At 63.2% G+C, this 19,184-nt stretch carries 17 protein-coding genes; 11 read left to right on the top strand and 6 right to left on the bottom strand.

Going from position 1 to position 19,184, the window contains the following annotated elements; genetic code table 11:
* Position 1 precedes the first annotated feature (1 nt).
* Positions 2-967, top strand: coding sequence for an HlyD family secretion protein (locus B0G83_RS32855; RefSeq protein WP_105511497.1), 966 nt, complete (start codon positions 2-4; stop codon positions 965-967).
* Positions 968-1,118: 151 nt separating this feature from the next.
* On the opposite strand, the gene B0G83_RS32850 is transcribed toward B0G83_RS32855, so the two are convergent.
* Positions 1,119-1,943, bottom strand: a complete 825-nt coding sequence (locus B0G83_RS32850; protein WP_105511496.1) for an alpha/beta fold hydrolase — start codon at positions 1,941-1,943, stop codon at positions 1,119-1,121.
* 156 nt (positions 1,944-2,099) lie between these two features.
* On the opposite strand from B0G83_RS32850, the gene B0G83_RS38345 reads away from it, so the two are divergent.
* Both B0G83_RS38345 and B0G83_RS38340 read left to right on the top strand, forming a co-directional pair.
* The gene (locus B0G83_RS38345; protein ID WP_146120329.1) at positions 2,100-2,507 is read left to right on the top strand and encodes a hypothetical protein; all 408 of its coding nucleotides are present in this window, start codon (positions 2,100-2,102) and stop codon (positions 2,505-2,507) included.
* Between the two features lie 104 nt (positions 2,508-2,611).
* Positions 2,612-3,346, top strand: a complete 735-nt coding sequence (locus B0G83_RS38340) for a hypothetical protein (protein WP_146120328.1) — start codon at positions 2,612-2,614, stop codon at positions 3,344-3,346.
* Positions 3,347-3,431: 85 nt separating this feature from the next.
* On the opposite strand, the gene B0G83_RS32830 is transcribed toward B0G83_RS38340, so the two are convergent.
* The gene (locus B0G83_RS32830; protein WP_105511492.1) at positions 3,432-5,333 is read right to left on the bottom strand and encodes a potassium transporter Kup; all 1,902 of its coding nucleotides are present in this window, start codon (positions 5,331-5,333) and stop codon (positions 3,432-3,434) included.
* Positions 5,334-5,575: 242 nt separating this feature from the next.
* Between B0G83_RS32830 and B0G83_RS32825 the strand changes: the two genes are divergently transcribed.
* Positions 5,576-5,872, top strand: coding sequence for a hypothetical protein (locus B0G83_RS32825; protein WP_105511491.1), 297 nt, complete (start codon positions 5,576-5,578; stop codon positions 5,870-5,872).
* Between the two features lie 121 nt (positions 5,873-5,993).
* On the opposite strand, the gene B0G83_RS32820 is transcribed toward B0G83_RS32825, so the two are convergent.
* Positions 5,994-6,719 (bottom strand): helix-turn-helix domain-containing protein, encoded by a 726-nt coding sequence (locus B0G83_RS32820; protein ID WP_258168425.1) that lies wholly within the window; start codon positions 6,717-6,719, stop codon positions 5,994-5,996.
* A gap of 276 nt (positions 6,720-6,995) precedes the next feature.
* Between B0G83_RS32820 and B0G83_RS32815 the strand changes: the two genes are divergently transcribed.
* The 5 genes from B0G83_RS32815 to fhuB all read left to right on the top strand — a co-directional run bounded on the left by B0G83_RS32815 (position 6,996) and on the right by fhuB (position 14,717).
* Positions 6,996-9,143, top strand: coding sequence for a TonB-dependent siderophore receptor (locus B0G83_RS32815; protein WP_181157149.1), 2,148 nt, complete (start codon positions 6,996-6,998; stop codon positions 9,141-9,143).
* A 19-nt stretch (positions 9,144-9,162) separates the two neighbouring features.
* Positions 9,163-10,800 (top strand): cyclic peptide export ABC transporter, encoded by a 1,638-nt coding sequence (locus B0G83_RS32810; RefSeq protein ID WP_105511488.1) that lies wholly within the window; start codon positions 9,163-9,165, stop codon positions 10,798-10,800.
* Complete coding sequence (locus B0G83_RS32805) at positions 10,800-11,669, top strand: ABC transporter ATP-binding protein (RefSeq protein ID WP_374954962.1); 870 nt, start codon at positions 10,800-10,802, stop codon at positions 11,667-11,669. The genes B0G83_RS32810 and B0G83_RS32805 overlap by 1 nt, the downstream gene beginning before the upstream one ends.
* Entirely contained in the window at positions 11,666-12,637 is a 972-nt protein-coding gene (locus B0G83_RS32800; protein WP_105511487.1) for an ABC transporter substrate-binding protein, read from the top strand. Before B0G83_RS32805 ends, B0G83_RS32800 begins: the two co-directional genes overlap by 4 nt.
* Before the next feature lie 70 nt (positions 12,638-12,707).
* Positions 12,708-14,717, top strand: a complete 2,010-nt coding sequence (fhuB, locus tag B0G83_RS32795; RefSeq protein WP_258168424.1) for a Fe(3+)-hydroxamate ABC transporter permease FhuB — start codon at positions 12,708-12,710, stop codon at positions 14,715-14,717.
* A 2-nt stretch (positions 14,718-14,719) separates the two neighbouring features.
* Here the strand turns inward: fhuB and B0G83_RS32790 are convergent, their stop codons facing one another.
* The gene (locus B0G83_RS32790; RefSeq protein ID WP_105511486.1) at positions 14,720-15,868 is read right to left on the bottom strand and encodes a peptidyl-alpha-hydroxyglycine alpha-amidating lyase family protein; all 1,149 of its coding nucleotides are present in this window, start codon (positions 15,866-15,868) and stop codon (positions 14,720-14,722) included.
* 181 nt (positions 15,869-16,049) lie between these two features.
* Positions 16,050-16,652: a TetR/AcrR family transcriptional regulator gene (locus B0G83_RS32785; RefSeq protein ID WP_105511485.1), complete on the bottom strand. Its 603-nt coding sequence runs from the start codon at positions 16,650-16,652 to the stop codon at positions 16,050-16,052.
* Between the two features lie 198 nt (positions 16,653-16,850).
* Between B0G83_RS32785 and B0G83_RS32780 the strand changes: the two genes are divergently transcribed.
* The gene (locus tag B0G83_RS32780) at positions 16,851-17,627 is read left to right on the top strand and encodes an SDR family NAD(P)-dependent oxidoreductase (protein WP_105511484.1); all 777 of its coding nucleotides are present in this window, start codon (positions 16,851-16,853) and stop codon (positions 17,625-17,627) included.
* A 5-nt stretch (positions 17,628-17,632) separates the two neighbouring features.
* Here B0G83_RS32780 and gcvA read toward each other — a convergent pair whose 3' ends face one another.
* Positions 17,633-18,571: a transcriptional regulator GcvA gene (gene gcvA, locus B0G83_RS32775; RefSeq protein ID WP_105511483.1), complete on the bottom strand. Its 939-nt coding sequence runs from the start codon at positions 18,569-18,571 to the stop codon at positions 17,633-17,635.
* Positions 18,572-18,798: 227 nt separating this feature from the next.
* Here gcvA and B0G83_RS32770 point away from each other — a divergent pair, with 227 nt between their 5' ends.
* Positions 18,799-19,179 carry a CidA/LrgA family protein gene (locus B0G83_RS32770; RefSeq protein ID WP_105511482.1) on the top strand — a complete coding sequence of 127 codons (381 nt, stop codon included), beginning with the start codon at positions 18,799-18,801 and terminating at the stop codon, positions 19,177-19,179.
* The last annotated feature ends 5 nt before the right edge of the window (positions 19,180-19,184 follow it).

Below are 19,184 nucleotides of genomic sequence, written 5' to 3'. Positions count from 1 at the left end.
GATGAAAACGCAATCCCTGCTGCGCGCGGCATTCACGCTAACCCTTCTCGTCGTGGCGATCCTGCTGGTGCGCCTGCTATGGCTCGACTACATGTTCTCGCCGTGGACGCGCGACGGCCGGGTTCGCGCGCAAGTCGTGCAGGTCGCCACCGACGTCTCCGGCCTCGTCAGCGAAGTGCGGGTGAAGGACAACCAGTTCGTGCATCAGGGCGATGTTCTGTTCGTGCTCGACCCGGCGCGGTTCCATTATGCGGTCGCGCAAGCCGACGCCGATCTGCTGCGTGCTCAGGCACAGGTGGAGCAGGCCAAGGCGCAGATGGCGGGCAGCGAATCCGGCTTCGCGATGAAGCGCGCCCAGGCGGCGCGGCGCGCCAATCTGGCGGGCGATGTGATTTCCGACGAAAGCCGTGTCGACGCGGCGTCGCTCGCGAAACAGTCGGCCGCCGCGTATGCTGCCGATGTCGCCGCCTACAGCGCGGCTCAGGCGCAGGTCAAGACGGCGCAGGTCGCGCAGCAGACGGCGGTGCTCAATCTCGCGCGCAGCGAAGTGCACGCGCCGGCCGATGGCTACATCACCAATCTGAATCTCTATCCGGGCGATTTCGCCACGGCCGGCAGCGCGCGGATGGCGCTGATCGACTCGCATTCGTTCTGGGTCTACGGCTACTTCGAGGAAACCAAGCTGCCGCACGTGCATGTGGGGGATCAGGCAGTGGTGCGGCTGATGTCGGGCGGCGAGGAGATTCTTGGGCATGTCGACAGTCTGGCGAGCGGGATCGCCGATCGCGACAATCCGACCAGCAACGGCGATCTGCTCGCGGACGTCAATCCGATCTTCACGTGGGTGCGCCTCGCGCAACGCGTGCCGGTGCGGGTGCACCTCGACCACATTCCGGCCGGGATGAAGCTTGCGATGGGCATGACCTGCACGGTCACGCTGCGGCCGAAAGACGGTCACCCGTCGTGAACGTTTGAACGCCTGAACGGCGGCCGCTCGATCGGTTCGCACCGTGGAAACGATTCAGCACCGCCGGCTGTCGTGCAGCCGTACGGTGCTGAATGAGGGCTTCGCTTCGGGTGCCGGCCGGCTGATCGAGCCAGCCGCCCCCGACCTGACCTTAACCTTGTTGCAGAAACGCGAGCAGATCGGCGTTGACCTTGTCGGCTTCCGTCGCGCACATGCCGTGCGGCGCGCCCGGATAAACCTTCAGCGTGGCGTGCTTGACGATCTTCGCCGACATGCGGCCGGCCTGGTCGATCGGTACGATCTGGTCGTCGTCGCCATGCAGCACTAGCGTCGGCACGTCGATCTTCATCAGATCGGCTGTGTAGTCGACTTCCGAGAACTGCTTGACGCAGTCGTACTGGCCTTTGATCGAACCGAGCATGCCTTCGCGCCAGAACTCGTCGATCGTGCCTTGTTCGATCTTCGCATTCGGACGGTTGTAGCCGAAGAACGGCACCGCGAGGTCTTTATAGAACTGCGAGCGGTTGCTCGCGACGCTCGCACGAATGCCGTCGAACACCGACATGGGCAGACCGTTCGGGTTGCTCTCGGTCTTGACCATGATCGGCGGCACCGCGCCGATCAGCACCATTTTCGCGACGCGCGAGGTGCCGTGACGGCCCACGTAGTGAGCGATCTCGCCGCCGCCCGTCGAATGACCCACCAGCATCGCGCCCTTCAGGTCGAGTGCGTTGATCACTGCGGCCAGATCGTCCGCGTACGTGTCCATGTCGTTACCGTGCGACGGCTGGTCCGAGCGGCCATGACCGCGGCGGTCGTGCGCAATGACGCGATAGCCCTTGTTCACCAGGAACAGCATCTGCGGATCCCATGCATCGGCGTCGAGCGGCCAGCCGTGCGAGAACACCACCGGCGTGCCGGTGCCCCAATCCTTGTAAAAGATTCGCGTACCGTCTTTAGTCGTAACGTAGTTCATGGTGTGACGCTCTCCTTGATGTGAATGGGATGAGTTGCCCGTGTGCGTCATGCGACATCACGGGTTGAATCCTACGGCGCGACCGCCTGTGTTGAACTTCAGAATGCTTAATTCTTCTTAACGGAATTCGCGGCCGAACCGTGGAGCCCATCGACGTTGAACGAAGCCGGCGGCGGCGCCTTTTTTACACCAGGTACAATCCACGCAAACTATCGGGTTGAGTTGCATCGGGTCGTTCGCGTGCGAGGCTTGGATTGCCCGCACCGGTCCACGTACACCATCGCAACGATCCATTCATTTCTCAGGGTCACAATGAGTCGATTTTGTGCCGTGGCAGCGGCCGTGTGGGGCATCGGGGGATGCATCGCGCTGATCGTCGGTCTGCTGTTTCTGGGCGCGGCCAACTCCTTCGGCGCGGCGCTGACGCCTTACATCGGCGGTGGCCTGATGGCCTTCGTCGGGTTACTCGGCCTGATCGCCGGGTTGATCGCGGCCGTCTGGCCTTCGTCGAAAAAGAATGCGCGGCGTGCCGAGGACAAACCGTGGCTGCGCGGAGATCGCTGAAACAGCGCTAAAGTTTCTGCCGCGCGCTGCCGTTATGCATTGAGAGGCAGTCCGTCGGGCTTGCCTATTCCCGACGAATCGACCTGTTCAAAGGAGGTGTGCTGATGCAGATCACCAGCGCGACCAGCCTCAACACGTGGCAAACCAACGGCGGCGGCACGGCCGCGACGACTACGACGACCGCGGCCGCTTCAGGGGCTGCGGGTTCCGACGTGGCGGGTTCCACTTCCAATTCCACGTCCGCTGCTTCGTCGGGTTCCTCGGGCTCTGCCAGCTCGTCCGGCTCGCAGTCCGGTAACTCGACGTCGACCTCGGCGGCCTCGGGTTCGTCGAGTAGCAGTAGCAGCAGTTCGACCACTCACGCCAAAGGGAAAGGCGGTAAGGGTGGGGGCGGAGGCGGTGGCGGCGGTGCGTCCAGCAGTTCGAGTGCCACTGAATTCGAAATGCAGCAACTCACGCAACTGATCCAGAGACTGCAGGCGCAACTCGTGGCGGTGGAGTCGCAAATGTCGCAAGCGCAGGGAGCGCAAACACGGTCAGCGCACGGCTCGCAAGCGCAATCGCAGGGCAGTCAGGCGATCGCGGGCACGCAATCCGGCAGTGGCGTTTCAGCCGACGCCTCTACGCAGACGGCGCAGGCCAAACATTCGCGCCAAGCCAGCAGTTCGGCGCAATCGGCCGGCGACGACGTTCAGGTCAGCGCCCAGGAAGTTCGGGTGAGCAGCCTGGCGAGTCAGGTGTCGACGATCAATTCCGCGATCGAAATGGCCACCTCCGAGCTAGCTCAACTGATGCTCGCCTCCGGCAAGACGACCGGCATGATCGATACAGAGGCGTGAGTCGTTCTCTCACGCCGCATGTCGTCACCGCTCACCGCATGGTTGACTCGAGCAGTCGGCACGGGGCGACGCCCGTGCCGGTGCATCAGATATTGATCTGACCGCCCATTTCCACCACGCGATTCGCGGGCAGGCTGTAATATTCGGCCGCCTGCGCTCCGTTCCTCGCGAGGAACGCGAACAGCTTCTCGCGCCACAACGACATCGCCTTGCTCTCGCCGGTCGCCAGCACCGTATCGCGAGCGAGGAAGAACGACGTGTCGGCGGGCTCGTAGTGCCAGTCCGGAATCTGTTTCTGCACGAACTCCAGCACGCGCGGCACGTTGGGAATCTCGGTGAAGCCATGACGGACGACGACCGAGTAGCAGCCATGTCCCAGATCCTCGACCACCGCCTTCTGTTCGTCCGGCACGTGAGGCACGTTGTCGGTCGTACCGGCCATGAAGATGTTGAACTGATGCATGACGCCGTTGTGCTTCAGGTTGTGCAGAAATGCGCTGGGCGCCATGCCGGCGACGCCGCCGGGAAACACCGCGGTGCCGTTGGTGCGCGGCGGCGAATGCGCGCCTTCGCATAGCGAGTGAATCAGGCTCGCGAGCGGAAGGTTGTCGCTTCTCATCCGCTCCATGAGCGTTTCGCGCCCCTTGTGCCAGGTGGTCATGACGGTGAACAACAGGCCGCCCGCCAGCAGCGGGAACCAGCCGCCTTCCATGACCTTGCTGACGTTGCTCGACACGAACACGGCGTCGACGAGCGCAAGCGGCACGATCACCACGGCCGTTTTCAGTGCGCTCCATTTCCACAGATCGTGGGTGATGAAATACATCAGCAGGGTCGTCAACAGCATGGTCGACGCCACCGCGATCCCGTACGCCGCCGCGAGATTATCCGACGATTTGAAGAACACGACGAGGAACACCACCGCCGCGTAAAGCGAAATGTTGATGAACGGCACGTACACCTGGCCCATCTCGTGCGACGACGTGTGAACAACGGGAATACGCGGCAGAAAGCCGAGTTGTACGGCCTGCTTGGTCATTGAAAACGCGCCGGAAATCACCGCTTGCGACGCGATGATGGTAGCCGCCGTGGCCAGTACCACCAGCGGCACCAGCGCCCAGCCCGGTGCCGATTGAAAGAACGGTTGGGCGATCGTCGATGGTTTGTCGAGCACCAGCGCCGCCTGGCCGAAATAATTCAGCACGAGGCTCGGCAGCACGAGAAACAGCCAGGCGAGATTGATCGGCCGCTTGCCGAAGTGCCCCATGTCCGCGTAGAGCGCTTCGCCGCCGGTCAACGCGAGAAATACCGAGCCCAGCACGATGAAGGCCGTGGTGGGTGCATTCGCAACGAACGCGACCGCATAGGTCGGCGAGACGGCCCGCAGAATGTCGATGTGCGGGATGATATGCGACAGGCCGAGCGCCGCCAGGGTGATGAACCAGACGATCATGATCGGGCCGAACACCTTGCCGACCGCGCCGGTGCCGCGTTTCTGCAGCTTGAACAAACCCGTCAGAATCACGAGCGAGATCGGCACGATCCACTCGGTGAGATGCGGATCGACCAGCGTCACGCCTTCCACCGCCGAGATCACGGAAATGGCCGGCGTGATCATCGAATCGCCGTAGAACATCGCCGCGCCGAACACGCCGAGGGTCAACAGCACTTGCCGCAGCCGTTCGGGCGCGACGCGCGAAGCGAGCGCGGTAAGCGCGAGTATGCCGCCTTCGCCGTCGTTATCGGCACGCATCACGAAAGTGACATATTTGAGCGTCACCACGATGATGATGGCCCAGAGAATCAGCGACACGATGCCGAACACGTTCGTCTGCGTGATGCCGCCGGCCGCCTTCAGGCATTCGCGAAGCGTATAGAGCGGGCTGGTGCCGATATCGCCGAACACCACGCCGATCGCGCCCAGTACGAGGCTGGGCGCGGCCGCCTTGGCGGGGGCGTTGGGTGATGAAGTCGCGGAGGAGGACATAGGTCGGTCGTAAGCGGAGTAAAAGGCAGCGGATGCATCGGCGTGGTGGGACGGGCGGCGATGAATGCCGGTCGTGCGACTCGCGAGCCGAGGCAAAGGATAGGTCGGGCCGGACGTGGTCTGTGTGCGCGACCCTACCTCAGTCGCCAGATTCCCCAGATCGCAATGAGCAGGGCGAGTCCGAACCCACCGCCCAGCAGGATATAAGTACTCATGTGAATCCTCGATGTCTTCGGTGAAGCATGATTGACGCGTCGCGTTGCGACCCGTGCCTGCCCGAATCCTACCGTGCCTTCCTTTCAGAAAACATCGCGACGCCTGGACCCGGCGCGCTGCTTTCTTCGTACCGATCGAAAGGCGCGTCGCCGCTCGACGCGCCCGTGCTTCTTCCGCTGTGGTTCGCGTCTGCGCGCGTCGAACTGTTTGCGCGATTTCACCACCGCGTGAAATCCATGACGGCGCATCTCCGCTTCGTAGTCCGCTACCGCGTCGTGGCCCGACAGTTTGTCGCGTTGCGCATCGTCGAGACGTTCGGCTAGCAGCGCGGCATCGCGCAGGGCGGTGTTCGCGCCGACGCCGCGACCCGGCGTCATCGAATCGCGCGGCGAGGCGCTGAAAGACCGCAGGCCGTCGAGAATGCGCCGGCCTGCGCTTTCCCTCTCAACTCCGCTTCAGCAACCGCTGAGGCGTTTCGCCCATTTCCCGCCGGAACATCGCGATAAAACTGCTGCTGCTCTGATAGCCCAGATCGTCGGCGACTTTCGCCACGGAGTCGCCGACCACCAGGCGCGACATTGCCTCGACCAGACGCAACTGCTGACGCCATTGTCCGAAGGTAAGCCCCGTCTCCAGCCGGAACAGACGTGCCAGTGTCCGCGCGCTCGCGCCGACGGTCTCGCTCCATTCGTCGAGTGTGTCGTCGTTGTCGGGCGAGGCCAGCAACTGGCTGCAGATCGCTCTGAGCCGTCGATCGCTGGGTAGCGGCAGTCCGCCTTGCGTCGTCGAATCGGCGCGGTGCAACAGTTCGAGCAGCAAAGGCGCGATGTGCGCGCCGAGGCTGTCGGCGGCATATTCTTGCGGCTCTCCGGCCAGCGTGGTTGTCAATTCGTGCATCAGCGGCGTGACCAGCAGGACGCGGCACGCAGGCCATAACCACGGCGCGGCGTCGGGCTCCAGATACACGCTATAGGTATCGACGCGGCCGATCGCATGAATTTCGTGGTCGACGCCGGGCGGCAACCAGATCGCCCGCATGGGCGGCAGCATCCAGCTGCCCATCGGCGTCAGCACGCGCACGGCGCCGGTCATGGCGTAGCACAACTGCACCTGCTCGTGCGCGTGCCAGATTTCGCGTTGCCCATTGGTATAGGACGAACTGCGAGCCATTACAGGTCGCGGTTGACGCCGGTATTCGACGCCGAATTGTGCTCGCCAGATTGGATCCATCTCAAAGCTCTCGTTGAAGCCTGCCAAAAAGTGTCTGTTTCGCGATGTTTGATGGCAAGACAGCGCAACAATACCGACGCTATCCTTTCACGACTTCTGCGGTTTCGCAAGCCAATGCGATAACTAATAGTAACGATTCGCATTCGTACTTGCATTTAATGAGACATAATGACAATTGAAGGGATGGTGGAAATGAGCGGTCGGGGATCGAAGCGAATGAGAAAAACGCGTTGGGCAATGGCCACGATGTGGCTGACGGCGGCCGCCGCGGCTCATGCACAAGGCGCAGGGGAGACCACCCAGACGGGCGGCGCGAACGCAGCAGAGGGCGCGGACAAGAACACGCTGCCGGCGGTCGTGGTGAGCGCCGGTTCGGGCGACGACAAGGAAACGTTCGGCTACGTCGCGAAGCGCAGCACCGCTGGTTCGAAGACGGATACGCCGTTGATTCGAACGCCGCAGTCGGTTTCCGTGGTGACGCGCGAGCAGATGGACGCGCAGGCGGCGCAAACGCTGGACGCCGCGATCCGCTACGTGCCGGGTGTCACGACTCAAGACAACGACACGCGCTTCGATCAGATCACGGTTCGCGGCTTTAGCCTCGACAGCGATACGTATCTCGATGGCCTGCGCCTGATGCGCACTACCTGGTACGCGTCGCCGCGAATCGATCCGTATTTCCTCGATCGCATCGACGTGGTGCGCGGACCGGTCTCGGTGCTGTATGGCCAGGGCAGCCCTGGCGGCGCGGTGCTGATGACGAGCAAACTACCCACCGCCTATCCGTTTCACGAGTTGCAAGTGCAGATTGGCAGCGACAACCGCTATCAGGGCATGTTCGATCTGAGCGGCCCGGTCGATAAAGACGGCACGATTCTGTATCGCGTCACGGGACTCGCGCGCGACGCCGATTCGCAGACCGATCACATCAAGGAGCAGCGGCTCGCGATCGCGCCGTCGGTGACGTTCCGTCCCGACCGGAACACGAGCTTTACGCTGCTGGGCAGCTATCAGTACGATCCGCAAGGCGGGCTGTTCAATCCGGTGCCCGCGGCCGGCACGATCCTGCCGAATATCAACGGACACATTTCGTCGCACGACTATCTCGGCGATCCGAATACCGACCGCCTCAAGCGCCAGCAGTTTTCGATCGGCTATCTGTTCGAGCATGCGTTCAGCGATACGTGGAAGATCCGCCAGAATGTCCGTTATCTGCACCAGGACATTCAGTACTACCAGAACTCGCTATTCGGCTCACTGGCCGACGACCAACGCACCGCCGGCCTCTTCACCAATAACAACGACGAGCACCTGACGAACTTCAGCGTCGATACGCAGGCCGAGGCGAAGTTCGACACAGGTGCGGTCAATCACACCGTGCTGTTCGGTTTCGACGTTCAGCGCGTGATGGATCGCATTAGCCGTGGTTTTTCGCTGGGCACGATCGATATTTTCGCGCCTGACTACAGCAACGTCGCCTTCGTGCCGGACAGCACGAAGCAATACATCGCGCAAACGCAGTACGGCCTCTACGCGCAGGATCAGTTGCGTTATAAGCGCTGGACGTTGACGCTCGGCGCTCGCCAGGACTGGGCCCGCAATTCGAATACCACCGACGGCGTCGGCACGCTCAGCCAGCAGCACGCCTTCACGTGGCGCGCGGGGCTGAACTACGAATTCGAATCGGGCATTGCTCCCTATGTGAGTTTCGCGAAATCGTTTCAGCCGGTTGCCGGCGCGAACTTCGACGGTTCGCCGTTCCAGCCGACTCGCGGTAAGCAGTATGAAGTGGGCGTGAAGTATCAGCCCAAGGGCTATAACGCGGTGTTCACCGTGGCCGCGTTCGACCTGCGTCAGCAGAACGTCCAAACGTCGGACGACGCGCATCCCGGCTTTACGAATCAGACGGGCGAAATACGATCGCGCGGTTTCGAAGCCGAAGCGCGCATCGGTCTTACCGAAGGGTTGAACCTGATCGCGTCGTATGCGTTCCTGAATCAGCGCGTGACCGCGGCTGGCGCAGACGATCCGTCGTTGAACAAACGGCCACCGTCGGGCAACCCCACCAATATGGCGTCGATCTGGCTGGACTACACGCTGCATGCCGGCAATCTGCGCGGCCTCGGCTTCGGCGGCGGCGCGCGCTATATCGGCACGACATACGGCGACTCGGGCAACACGTTCCAGGTGCCGAGTCACTTCCTTGTCGACGCGGTGGTGCACTACGACGTCCGCAACTGGCGCTTCGCGGTCAACGCCAACAATCTGTTCAACCGTCAGTACATTGCCTATTGCACGAACAGCGTGCAGTGCTACTACGGCTCGGATCGCTCGGTGATCGGCACGGCGAGGTATCAATGGTAATCGGCGTACACGGTTAGATATGCACCTTCTCTGGTCAATGATAAAGGGGTCGCGCGGGCGCTTGCTCGTCGCGATCGCCATGAGTCTCGTCAGCGGTTTCGGCAACGCGGGGCTGGTCGCGCTGATCAATCAGGCGCTCGCGTCGCCGCGCGAGCAACTGGTCGAACTCGGCGTGCGTTTCTTCGCGATCGGCGTCGTCGTGCTTATTACGCGGACGGTGTCGCAGACACTCTTCATGAGTCTCGGCCAGGACGCCAAGGCGAGTCTGCGAATGAGAACCATCGAGCGGATTTCGACGGCGCCCTACGCAAGTATTGAACGTCAGGGATCGGCACGCGCGTTGGGCGTATTGACCCAGGATCTCGACGCGATCGTCGTGCTGTTCGTCGGTTTGCCTGGACTCGTGATGAACGGTGCGGTGATTGCCGGTTGTCTCGTGTATCTGGGCTTCCTGTCGTGGCAGGTGCTCGCGTTTGCGTCGCTCACCGTGCTGATTGGCGCGGCGGGTTTTCGTCTGGCCCACACGCGCGGCCTGTTCCATCTGCGCAGTTCGCGACGTCGGGAAGACGCGCTGGTGCATCATTTTCGCGCGCTTTTCGACGGCGCGAAAGAACTGAAGCTGCACCGGGCGCGTATGCGCGCTTTCGTCGACGACACGCTGGCCGGCAACATCGAGGCGGTTCGCGTACAGCGCACGCGCGGCTACGTACTGTATGCCGCCGCGGCGAGTTGGGGCAGCTTCGTTTTCTTCGCGTTTATCGGCTGCGTGCTGTTCGTTCTGGCGCGCTATCTGCCCGTGACGCCGCACATCATGTCCGGCTACGCAATGATCTTTCTGTACATGATCATGCCGATCGAAAGCCTGCTTTCAGCGATTCCGAACCTCGGCACGGCACGCGTGGCACTCGAACGCATCGAGCAGGTGAATGCGGAGTTGCCCGTCGAGCGAACGGATCCTGTCGCGCACGCGGCCTCGTTCGACAGCATCGTGCTGGAAGGCGTCACGCACCGCTATTTCAGGGAAAAGGAAAACGACGTCTTTACGCTGGGCCCGATCGATCTGAGCTTTCGTCCGGGCGAACTCGTCTATCTGATCGGCGGCAACGGCAGCGGCAAGACCACGCTTGCCAAGATGATCGTCGGACTCTACGCGCCTGAAAGCGGACGCATTTTGCTGAACGGCGAAGCGGTCGGCGAGGCGCAGCGCGATGCTTATCGACAGCACTTTTCCGTGATCTTCAGCGATTTCTATCTGTTCGACACGCTGTTCGGCATCAAGCTGGACAACGTGGATGCGCTTGCGCACGCGCTGCTCGACGAGCTGCAGCTGTCGCACAAGGTCCGCATCGAGAACGGCGTGTTTTCGACGCTTGAACTGTCGCAAGGTCAACGCAAGCGGCTCGCGCTTCTGGTGGCTTATCTGGAAGACCGGCCGTTTTATTTGTTCGACGAATGGGCAGCGGATCAGGACCCGCTCTTCAAGGAGGTGTTCTATCGGCGCTTGTTGCCCGAGCTGAAGGCGAGAGATAAAGCGGTCGTCGTCATCACGCATGACGACCGTTACTTCCCGCTCGCGGATCGCTATTTCAAGCTGGATTTCGGCCAGGTGGCCGAAGAGGGCGGCGGCGCTGCGGCGGCCGCTTCGGCGCGTGCCTGATGGGCATTTCCCTTTATTTAAGCCGCATGTTGCCGCACAACGGTTCAGACTTCATGGCCAATACGAGTTCGTCTTTCACGGAATCCGCCTCGGTGTCGTCGCTGTTCGAACTGGACAACGTCCGATTCGATGTGGGCGCAACGACGTTGCTGGATGGCATCGACCTGTCGATTTCCCGCGAGTGCGTCACCGGTTTGATCGGTCACAACGGGTCGGGCAAGACCACCTTGATGCGATTGCTGGCGCGCCATCATGCGCAAGGTGCGGGCGCGATCCGCTTCGACGGCAAGCCGCTGGCGGCGTGGAAGCCGCGCGAATTCGCGCGACAGGTGGCGCATTTGCCGCAATACACGCCGTCCACGGACGGCCTGCTGGTGCGTGAACTCGTCGCGCTGGGCCGCTATCCGTGGCACGGCAGCCTCGGTGTATTCGGCGACGAGGATCACGCGCAGGTCGCCGAGGCAATGCGCGTGACCGACGTGACCCACTACGCGGACCGGCAGGTAGATAGCCTGTCCGGCGGCGAGCGTCAGCGGGTGTGGCTGGCCATGCTGATCGCGCAGGACAGCCGCTGCCTATTGCTTGACGAACCGACTTCGGCGCTCGATGTGGCGCATCAGGTCGAAGTGCTGGACCTCGTGCGCACGCTCTGCGCCGAACGCGGCATTGCCGCTGTTATCGTGCTGCACGACATCAATATGGCCGCGCGCTTTTGCGATCGGATCGTCGCGCTGCGCAACGGCAAGATCCTGATGCAAGGTTCGCCTCGCGACATCATGACCGGCCCGAACCTCGAAGCGATCTACGGCGTGCCGATGACGGTGCTGCGAGATCCCGCCAGCGGCCGCGCCGTCGGAATTCCGCGATGAAGACGGAGAGCGTTGTGCCGCAGCGGTCGAAGAAACGCCGTCTCTGTCTAAGCGCGCTGGCGGCTACCGCGCTCGGCGCGACGGTTGCCGCGCACGGCGCCATGGTGGATGCCACCGCCCGCGCGCCACGGCGGCTCGTCGTGCTGAATTGGGATCTGACGGAGATGGTGCTGTCGCTCGGCGTCGCGCCGATCGGCGTGCCGGCGCCGGCGTGGTACACGAGTAGCGTGGTGGCGCCGCCGTTGCCGGGTGGGGTCGTCGACGTCGGTTTGCTGTTTCAGCCGAACTACGATTTGCTGTACGAGCTGCGGCCCGACCTGATGGTGATTACCCCTGCGCATGCGAGCGTGAAGGCTTCGTTCGAGCGCATTGCACCGACCTTGACGCTTGGCTCGTACATGACGGATCCGCAACCGTATCGGGCGATGCGCGTCGAACTGTCGACGCTCGCCAGGCGGTTGGGTCTCGACGCGCGGGCGCAGTCGCTGATGGACGAAACCGAGCGTGTTCTCACGCACTCGCGCGCGGCGCTCGACGCCGCGTTACCGAAGGGCGGCTATGCGCCGGTCTATGTTGCCCAGGTGATTGACGATCGCCATTTGCGCATTTTCGGCGGCGCGAGCATGTTCGGCGAAGTTCTGCGGACGCTGGGTATCCGCAACGTCGCCGCCGCGTTGGCGGACGGCTCTCGTGGCGCATTGGTGGCGGGAGGTGCTGCCTCCAGCATCGTGGAACTCGAGCGGCTGATCGTCGCGCCCGATGCTCAGATGCTGTGGGTCGGTGCAAGCGGGGACGGCACGGCCGCCGGTCTGCAGCGCAATCCTGTGTGGCGGCAACTGCCTTTCGCGCAACCCGGCCGATCGGCGATCTTGCCCGTCGTCTCGCCGACCGGTGCCCTGATTTCCGTTCAACGGTTCACTCGCGCCGTCGCGGACGCGATGCAAACGCGGACCAGTCATGTCGTATAACCCGATGCCCCATTTCAACCGGCGCCGCAGCGCGACCGCTATTCCCGAAGCCGGCGCAGGACCGCGGTTAGTGACATCGGAACCGAAAAACAGACTGCCAACGCTGATCTCGCTACTGGTGCTGGCCGCCTTGACGTTGACCGTGTGGGTGTTGCAGAAGCAACTCGCGGGCTCGAGTCTCTGGTCCGCGCTCGTCACACCGGAGCCGGGTAATCTGCATCAACTGATCGTGCATGACAGCGCATTGCCGCGTATCGCCATCACGCTCATTTGCGGGGCGGCGCTCGCACTCGCGGGCGCGATTGCGCAACAGGTGCTGCGCAATCCGCTCGCGGAACCGATGACGCTGGGGATCTTCCCCGGCGCCTATCTCGCGCTGACGATCGCGACGATCTGGGCGCCGGCCGCCGCCGCGAATCAGCGCGAACTGATCGCGCTGGTGGGCGGCGCATTGGCGATGTTGCTGGTCTTCGGCCTCGCATGGCGGCAACGGCTCGCGTCGCTGTCGGTGATCCTGTCCGGGATGATCGTGAGTCTGTATTGCGGCTCGCTCACGCTCGGGCTGGCGATTTCGCATTTTCAATTGCTCACCGGACTCATGATCTGGGGCGGCGGCGCGTTGGATCAGCACGGCTGGCAGGCAAGCGGCGCGTTGTTCGAGCGACTCGCGCTCGCTTCGGTCGCGATTTATCTGTTGCGGCGTCCGCTGAGTCTCTTCGAAGCCGGCGAAAGCACCGCGCGCGGATTGGGCGTTTCGCTGCTGCGCACCCGCTTCGCCGCATTGGGTCTCGCGGTGGCGCTGACCGCGTGCGTGGTCAGCGCGGTCGGCGTGATCGGCTTTATCGGCCTCGCCGCGCCGACGCTGGCTCGTCTCGCCGGCGCCCGGCGTTTCCAGCAGCGTCTCGTCTGGGCGCCGCTGCTTGGCGCAACGCTTTTGTGGCTCACCGACGAAGTCGTGCAGATGGTGGCGATCAGCGGCGTATTCGGTTCGCAACTCATTCCCACGGGCGCCGTCACCTCGCTGTTCGGCGCGCCGATGCTGCTGTGGCTGTTGCGGCAACTCAAGTCGCGCCCGGATCTACGCGCGGATAGGCTGGGTGGTTCGACGGCCTTCCGGCGCAACCGCCCCACGCGGTTGATCGCGGTGGTGGCGTTGCTCGCCGTGCTGGTCGCGGTGCTCTCGCTGATGTTCGGACGCGGCCTGAATGGCTGGCACGTGACGAGTGCCGCTCAGCTCGGCGCGCTGGCGTTCTGGCATGTGCCGCACACGGCGGCGGCGGTGACGGCGGGCATCATGCTGGGCCTCGCCGGTGTGCTGGTTCAGCGCACGACCGGCAATCCCGTGGCCAGTCCCGATCTGATTGGCGTCAGTTCGGGCGGCGCACTCGGCATTGTGGCCGCCGTGTTCATTTTTGCCGCGCCGGGGCCGATCGAGTTGTTCGGCGCCTGTCTCGTCGGCTCGATCGTCACGTTGATGCTGTTGCTGTGGTTCGGACATCGCGCGAAATATGCGCCGGAGCGGCTGTTGCTGATCGGCGTGGCAATGGGCGCATTGTTTCAGGCCGTCAGCGGCGCGGTGACGGCGAGCGGCGATCCGCGCGCGGTGTTGCTGCTGAATTTCGTGGTCGGCTCGACGTATTACGTGGATCCGATTGCGGCGGCAGTGGCGGTGGTCGTCGCGGTATTCGGTCTGGGTGCGGCGCCGTTGCTTGCTCGGTGGTTGGAACTGCTTTCTCTCGGCGAAGGCACGAGTCGCTCACTAGGCGTGCGCGTCGACGTCGCGCGTCTCGCGGTTTTGTTGTTGACGGCGTTGCTGACGGCTACGGCGACCTTGCTGATCGGACCGTTGTCGTTTGTCGGGTTGATGGCACCACATCTCGCCCGTTCGCTGGGCGTGTGCCGGGCGCGCGAGCACCTTTTGGCGGCGGCCGCCGCAGGCGCGCTGCTGATGGTGCTGGCAGATTGGCTCGGACGCATGCTGCTGTTCCCCGACGAAATGCCGGCGGGTTTGATGGCCGCGTTGATCTGCGGACCGTATCTACTGTGGACGATGTTGCGCGCGCCGCCGCGTGCGGCGTGAATTCACGCATGCAACACCAGCTTCTGCACCCGCCAGTTCAACAATTCGGCGACGAACAACACGTTCTCCGACGGGCACGCCATCTGATGAATCCAGCCGAACTGCTTCAACTGTTTGCCGGATTGACCGAGCACGCCGAGTACTTTCCCGTCGAGCGTCATCTTGTAGATACGGCCCGGATAACCGTCGGCGCTGTACAGCACCTGATTCGGTCCCGGCGAAATGCAGATGGCCCACGGTGCGCCCGGCGCAAACGTGCCGGCCGCGAAGGTCGCTTCGTCCGGCATGTTGCCGATCGCCGGACGCGCGCCCGGCGGCACCGGCACGTCGATCGTGAATTGCCGCAGGAACGTACCTTCGGTATCGAACACCTGTATGCGCCGGTTGCTGCGGTCGGCGACGTAGAGGTTGTCGTGCGCGTCGAGCGCAATGCTGTGCGGCGTGTGAAACTGTCCCGGACCCGTGCCGCGCTCGCCCCATGACTTGAGCCAGTTGCCGTCGCGATCTACTTTGGCGACGCGCGAGTTGATATAGCCGTCGCTGATGTACGTATTGCCCGCCACGTCCCACGCCACGTCCGTCACCTGGCGGAAGCGTCCGTCCTCGGCGGGCAGCGGCGGGTTGGGGTGTTTGAGCGGCGCGGTATCTTCGTCGGCCGCTTCCTGCTTGCGGCCGAATACCATCGCGACGCGGCCGTCCGGGGTGAATTTGATCACCATGTCGGAGCCTTTGTCCGTCACCCAGATGTTGTCCTGCCGGTCGATCTTGACCGTATGCGCGAACGACCACGCGTACAGATTGCGTCCTATCTCGCGAATGAAACGGCCGTCGGGCGCGAACTCCAGCAATTGTGCCGCCGCCGCGCCATAGGCCGGACCGTTGGTGTTGCCGCGCGACAGCACGAAGATGTGTCCATGCGAGTTGAGCGCGACGCCCGAACACTCGCCGAAATAGGTGTCTTTAGGCAAATGAACGGGATTGGCAATCGAATCGTAAGCAATCGCGGGTGCGGCTTCGGTGTCCGCGAAGGCGGAGGGTAAAGCGAGACCGGCAGCGGTGCCGGCGATCAGGTTCAGGAACGTGCGGCGACTGATTGCGCGATGTTCCGCGCTGCCGCAGCAGGGGCACAACGACCCATACTGTTGGTTCATTTTTTGTCTCCTGTCGACCCGAGTTGGCTTGAGCGCTGACTCCGGTTCCATGCGTCACGACCACGACATGCAGAAGCAATCCTAGTTCACAAAGCGCTTAATAGCTAAGTTGTCTTTGCATCCGTCGAAGTGGTTTGACCTCGCTGAAGCGAAACCGCCCGCGCGGCGACGGAGTCGTGCCTTACGCCGCTACCTGCCGCGCGTCCTTGTTCTGCGCAACGATCAACGCCAGCGAGGAAGCCAGAATCGCTTTGGCGAGTTTGTCTTCGTCGACCGCACGCGCCAGCGTGACCGCGCCGACAATCGTTGCGACGATACCGAGCGCCATGCTCTCGCTGGATCCCGCCAGCGTTTTGGCGATCTGCGACGTCAACGAGTGGACGTACTGTGTCAAACGGTCCCTCACTTCCGGACTCGCATGCCGTGCTTCGCCGGCCAGCGAGCACAACGCGCAACCGTTGCCGGGATCCTTGACGTGCCGATCGCTGAGAAACAATTCCGCCATGGCTTGCAAGGGCTCTTTCGCCTTGGCTCCGCCTTTAGCCGACGCCGTGTTGAGCGCCGCGATGCGCTGCCGGCTCTGAGCGACCGCGTATTCGAGCGCCTCGACGATCAACGCGTCGCGGGAAGAAAAATGGCCGTAGAACGCGCCGTGCGTGAGCCCGGCGCGCCGCATGCAATCCGCCACGCCGAGCGCGCCGATCCCTTCTTCACGAATTTGCCGCGATGCTGTTTCCAGCACACGCTGCCGGCTTTCCGCCTTCTGTGCCTGCGAGTAACCCATTTCGTTCACCGCCTCTTGACAATCAGCATGATGAGCATAATACTGAAAATGTGCATGACGATCAACATGCAGAATGGTCGAGTGAGACATCGTCGGGATGTCTGTTTTTACGTGGCGGCGTTCGGCCGCTTAACCGTTTTCAGGTGTTGTGCGGCGGTGGCATTGGCCGAGCCGCCGGCGCCATGAAGGAGAAAGAGGATGCGTTTCACGGGAAAGACAGCGTTAATCACGGGTGGCAATAGCGGCATTGGCTTCGTCACGGCCAAGCTGATGATTGCGGAAGGCGCACGTGTGGTCATCACGGGTCGCGATCGCGCGAAGCTGGACCGGGCGGTCGCCGAGCTAGGCGAAAACGCAGTGGGCGTGCCGGCCAATCTCGACGACGAAGCAGCCATCGGCACGCTATTCGAACGGATCGGCAGCGCGTTCGGCTCGCTCGACATCGTCTTCGCGAACGCCGGCATTTCGGGGCCGACGCCGCTCGGTGGCACCTCGGCCGCCGCATTCGAGGCGATTCTTCGCACCAACCTGACTGCGGTCTTTCTGACGGTGCAGGCCGCGCTGCCGCTGATGAGCGCCGGTGGCGCGATCGTATTGAACGGCTCGGTGATGCGCGAACTCGGCTCGCCGGGTTCGGCGGCGTATTCCGCGACCAAGGCGGGCATTACCGGCATGGCGAGAGTGTTCGCGACCGAACTGGTGCAACGCGGCATTCGCGTGAACACCGTGATTCCGGGCGGCACGCGCACGCCGATCTGGACGCGCGGCGCGCGCGAGGGCGCGACGCTCGACGGTACCGAAGAAGCGCTCGCACCGCGCATTCCGTTTGGCCGCCTGGCCACGCCGGAAGAAGTCGCGGCGGCGGTGCTGTTCCTCTCGTCGAACGACGCGTCGGGAATGACGGGCGCGGAGATCGTCGTGGATGGCGGCACGACCGGCGCACCGTGGGGCTCGGCGCTGTTCCGCCAGGGGTGACGCGCTCAGGCGGTCCCGTCGTCCCACGCTAACGGCTTCACTTCACGACGCAGCTCTTCGAACAGCCAGTCGCGGAACACCTTGACCGTGGCGGTCCGGCTTTTCTCCGGCGTCGTGACGAAGTGAAAGAACAAGCCCGTCGCGACCTCGGGGCCGAACGGAATCATCAGGCGTTCGTTGCGTACGTCCGGCGCGGCGAGCACGCGCCGGCCCAATACGACGCCCGTGCCTTCGACCGCAGCCTGCAGCGCGTGATCCGCGTGATTGAAAAACAGGCCACGGGTGGCGTCGCCTTTCAGACCCGCCCGCTTGAACCATGCCGACCAGCCGGTGGCGGCCGGGTCGACCATGCGCAGCGATTCGTCGTGAATCAGGGGGACGTGCGCGAGATCGGCGGGGGTGAGGGGCTTGCCGTCCGCGTTACGCAACGCCGGGCTGCACATCGGCGCGACGGATTCCTCGATCAGGCGTTCGACATGCAAGCCCGCGGTGTCGATGCGGCCGAAGCGGATCGCCACGTCCACGCCTTCCTTGACGAAATCGCACAGCGCCAGCGAAGCCGATACGCGCGTCTTGATGCCGGGATGCAATTCGGTAAAAGCCGACAGACGCGGCACGAGCCATTTGGTCGTGAAGGCCGGCCCCGCCGTAATGACTAAACGCTGGGATTCCTGGCTCGTGTCGACCCAGGTCATGGCACGCGTCAGATGCGTGAAGCCCAGCGTGACCTCCTGAAAACAGCGCTTGCCGTGTTCGGTCAGTTCGATCGTGCGATTCGAGCGGCAAAACAGCTCGACGCCGAGGTACTCCTCGATGGTGCGGATCTGATGGCTGATCGCCGCGGGCGTGACGCACAGTTCTTCCGCGGCGTTCTTGAAGCTCATATGACGTGCGGCGGCTTCGAAAGCCCGCAATGCATTCAACGGCGGCAAGCGATATTTCATCGAATTCGGACGGTAGCCAAAGTAGAGCGCGAACAGCGATTATTCACCGGTTTGTCCGCATGACAAAGTGAAAAGCCTTCCGGGTGCGGCGCGGTCATGTCGGCCCCCCGACGCAAACAAAACTAATCCGAGGTTGCGAAATGCTCGCTTTTCGCTTTGACCGGCCGATGTCACAGTGCTGAGGTTCGGTGCCATCACGGCGCCGTCTTCGATAGAGCGCTCTCATCATGTTCGGTTTCGCCTTCTTTATTGCCCTGTACCTGGTCGGCAACGACCTGTCGACGCGTTTCGCGCTGCCGGTTCCCGGGCCGATCATCGGGCTCGGCCTGGTGTTCGCGTTGCTGGTCGCGCGCGGCAAGGTGGATGCTCCGCTCAAAGGTCCAGCCGAAACGTTACTGCGTTACCTCGCGTTGATGCTGGTGCCGACCTGCGTCGGCGTGGTCGAACTGATTCAGGGTGTGCCGTTCGGCATTCCTGGCCTTGTAGGCGTGCTGGTGCTCGCGCTGGTGGCAGGTAGTCTCGCCACGGCCTGGATTGCCCACGCGCTGCTGGGCCAGCGGGTGGGCGTCGACACCGATCCGCTTGTGTCTTCCATTCCACAACGCTAAGGCCT

It is taken from the genome of Paraburkholderia sp. BL21I4N1 (assembly GCF_002973525.1).
Lineage (GTDB): Bacteria > Pseudomonadota > Gammaproteobacteria > Burkholderiales > Burkholderiaceae > Paraburkholderia.
Note: the sequence above shows the minus strand (reverse complement) of the source record. Positions and strands in the feature narration are given on the sequence as shown.

Coding starts and splice junctions, on each gene's coding strand:
- B0G83_RS32855 (WP_105511497.1), top strand. CDS start 2: ATGAAAACGCAATCCCTGCTGCGCGCGGCATTCACGCTAACCCTTCTC.
- B0G83_RS32850 (WP_105511496.1), bottom strand. CDS start 1,943: ATGAACTACGTTACGACTAAAGACGGTACGCGAATCTTTTACAAGGAT.
- B0G83_RS38340 (WP_146120328.1), top strand. CDS start 2,612: ATGCAGATCACCAGCGCGACCAGCCTCAACACGTGGCAAACCAACGGC.
- B0G83_RS32830 (WP_105511492.1), bottom strand. CDS start 5,333: ATGTCCTCCTCCGCGACTTCATCACCCAACGCCCCCGCCAAGGCGGCC.
- B0G83_RS32825 (WP_105511491.1), top strand. CDS start 5,576: ATGATTGACGCGTCGCGTTGCGACCCGTGCCTGCCCGAATCCTACCGT.
- B0G83_RS32820 (WP_258168425.1), bottom strand. CDS start 6,719: ATGGCTCGCAGTTCGTCCTATACCAATGGGCAACGCGAAATCTGGCAC.
- B0G83_RS32815 (WP_181157149.1), top strand. CDS start 6,996: ATGAGAAAAACGCGTTGGGCAATGGCCACGATGTGGCTGACGGCGGCC.
- B0G83_RS32810 (WP_105511488.1), top strand. CDS start 9,163: ATGCACCTTCTCTGGTCAATGATAAAGGGGTCGCGCGGGCGCTTGCTC.
- B0G83_RS32805 (WP_374954962.1), top strand. CDS start 10,800: ATGGGCATTTCCCTTTATTTAAGCCGCATGTTGCCGCACAACGGTTCA.
- B0G83_RS32800 (WP_105511487.1), top strand. CDS start 11,666: ATGAAGACGGAGAGCGTTGTGCCGCAGCGGTCGAAGAAACGCCGTCTC.
- B0G83_RS32790 (WP_105511486.1), bottom strand. CDS start 15,868: ATGAACCAACAGTATGGGTCGTTGTGCCCCTGCTGCGGCAGCGCGGAA.
- B0G83_RS32785 (WP_105511485.1), bottom strand. CDS start 16,652: ATGGGTTACTCGCAGGCACAGAAGGCGGAAAGCCGGCAGCGTGTGCTG.
- B0G83_RS32780 (WP_105511484.1), top strand. CDS start 16,851: ATGCGTTTCACGGGAAAGACAGCGTTAATCACGGGTGGCAATAGCGGC.
- gcvA (WP_105511483.1), bottom strand. CDS start 18,571: ATGAAATATCGCTTGCCGCCGTTGAATGCATTGCGGGCTTTCGAAGCC.
- B0G83_RS32770 (WP_105511482.1), top strand. CDS start 18,799: ATGTTCGGTTTCGCCTTCTTTATTGCCCTGTACCTGGTCGGCAACGAC.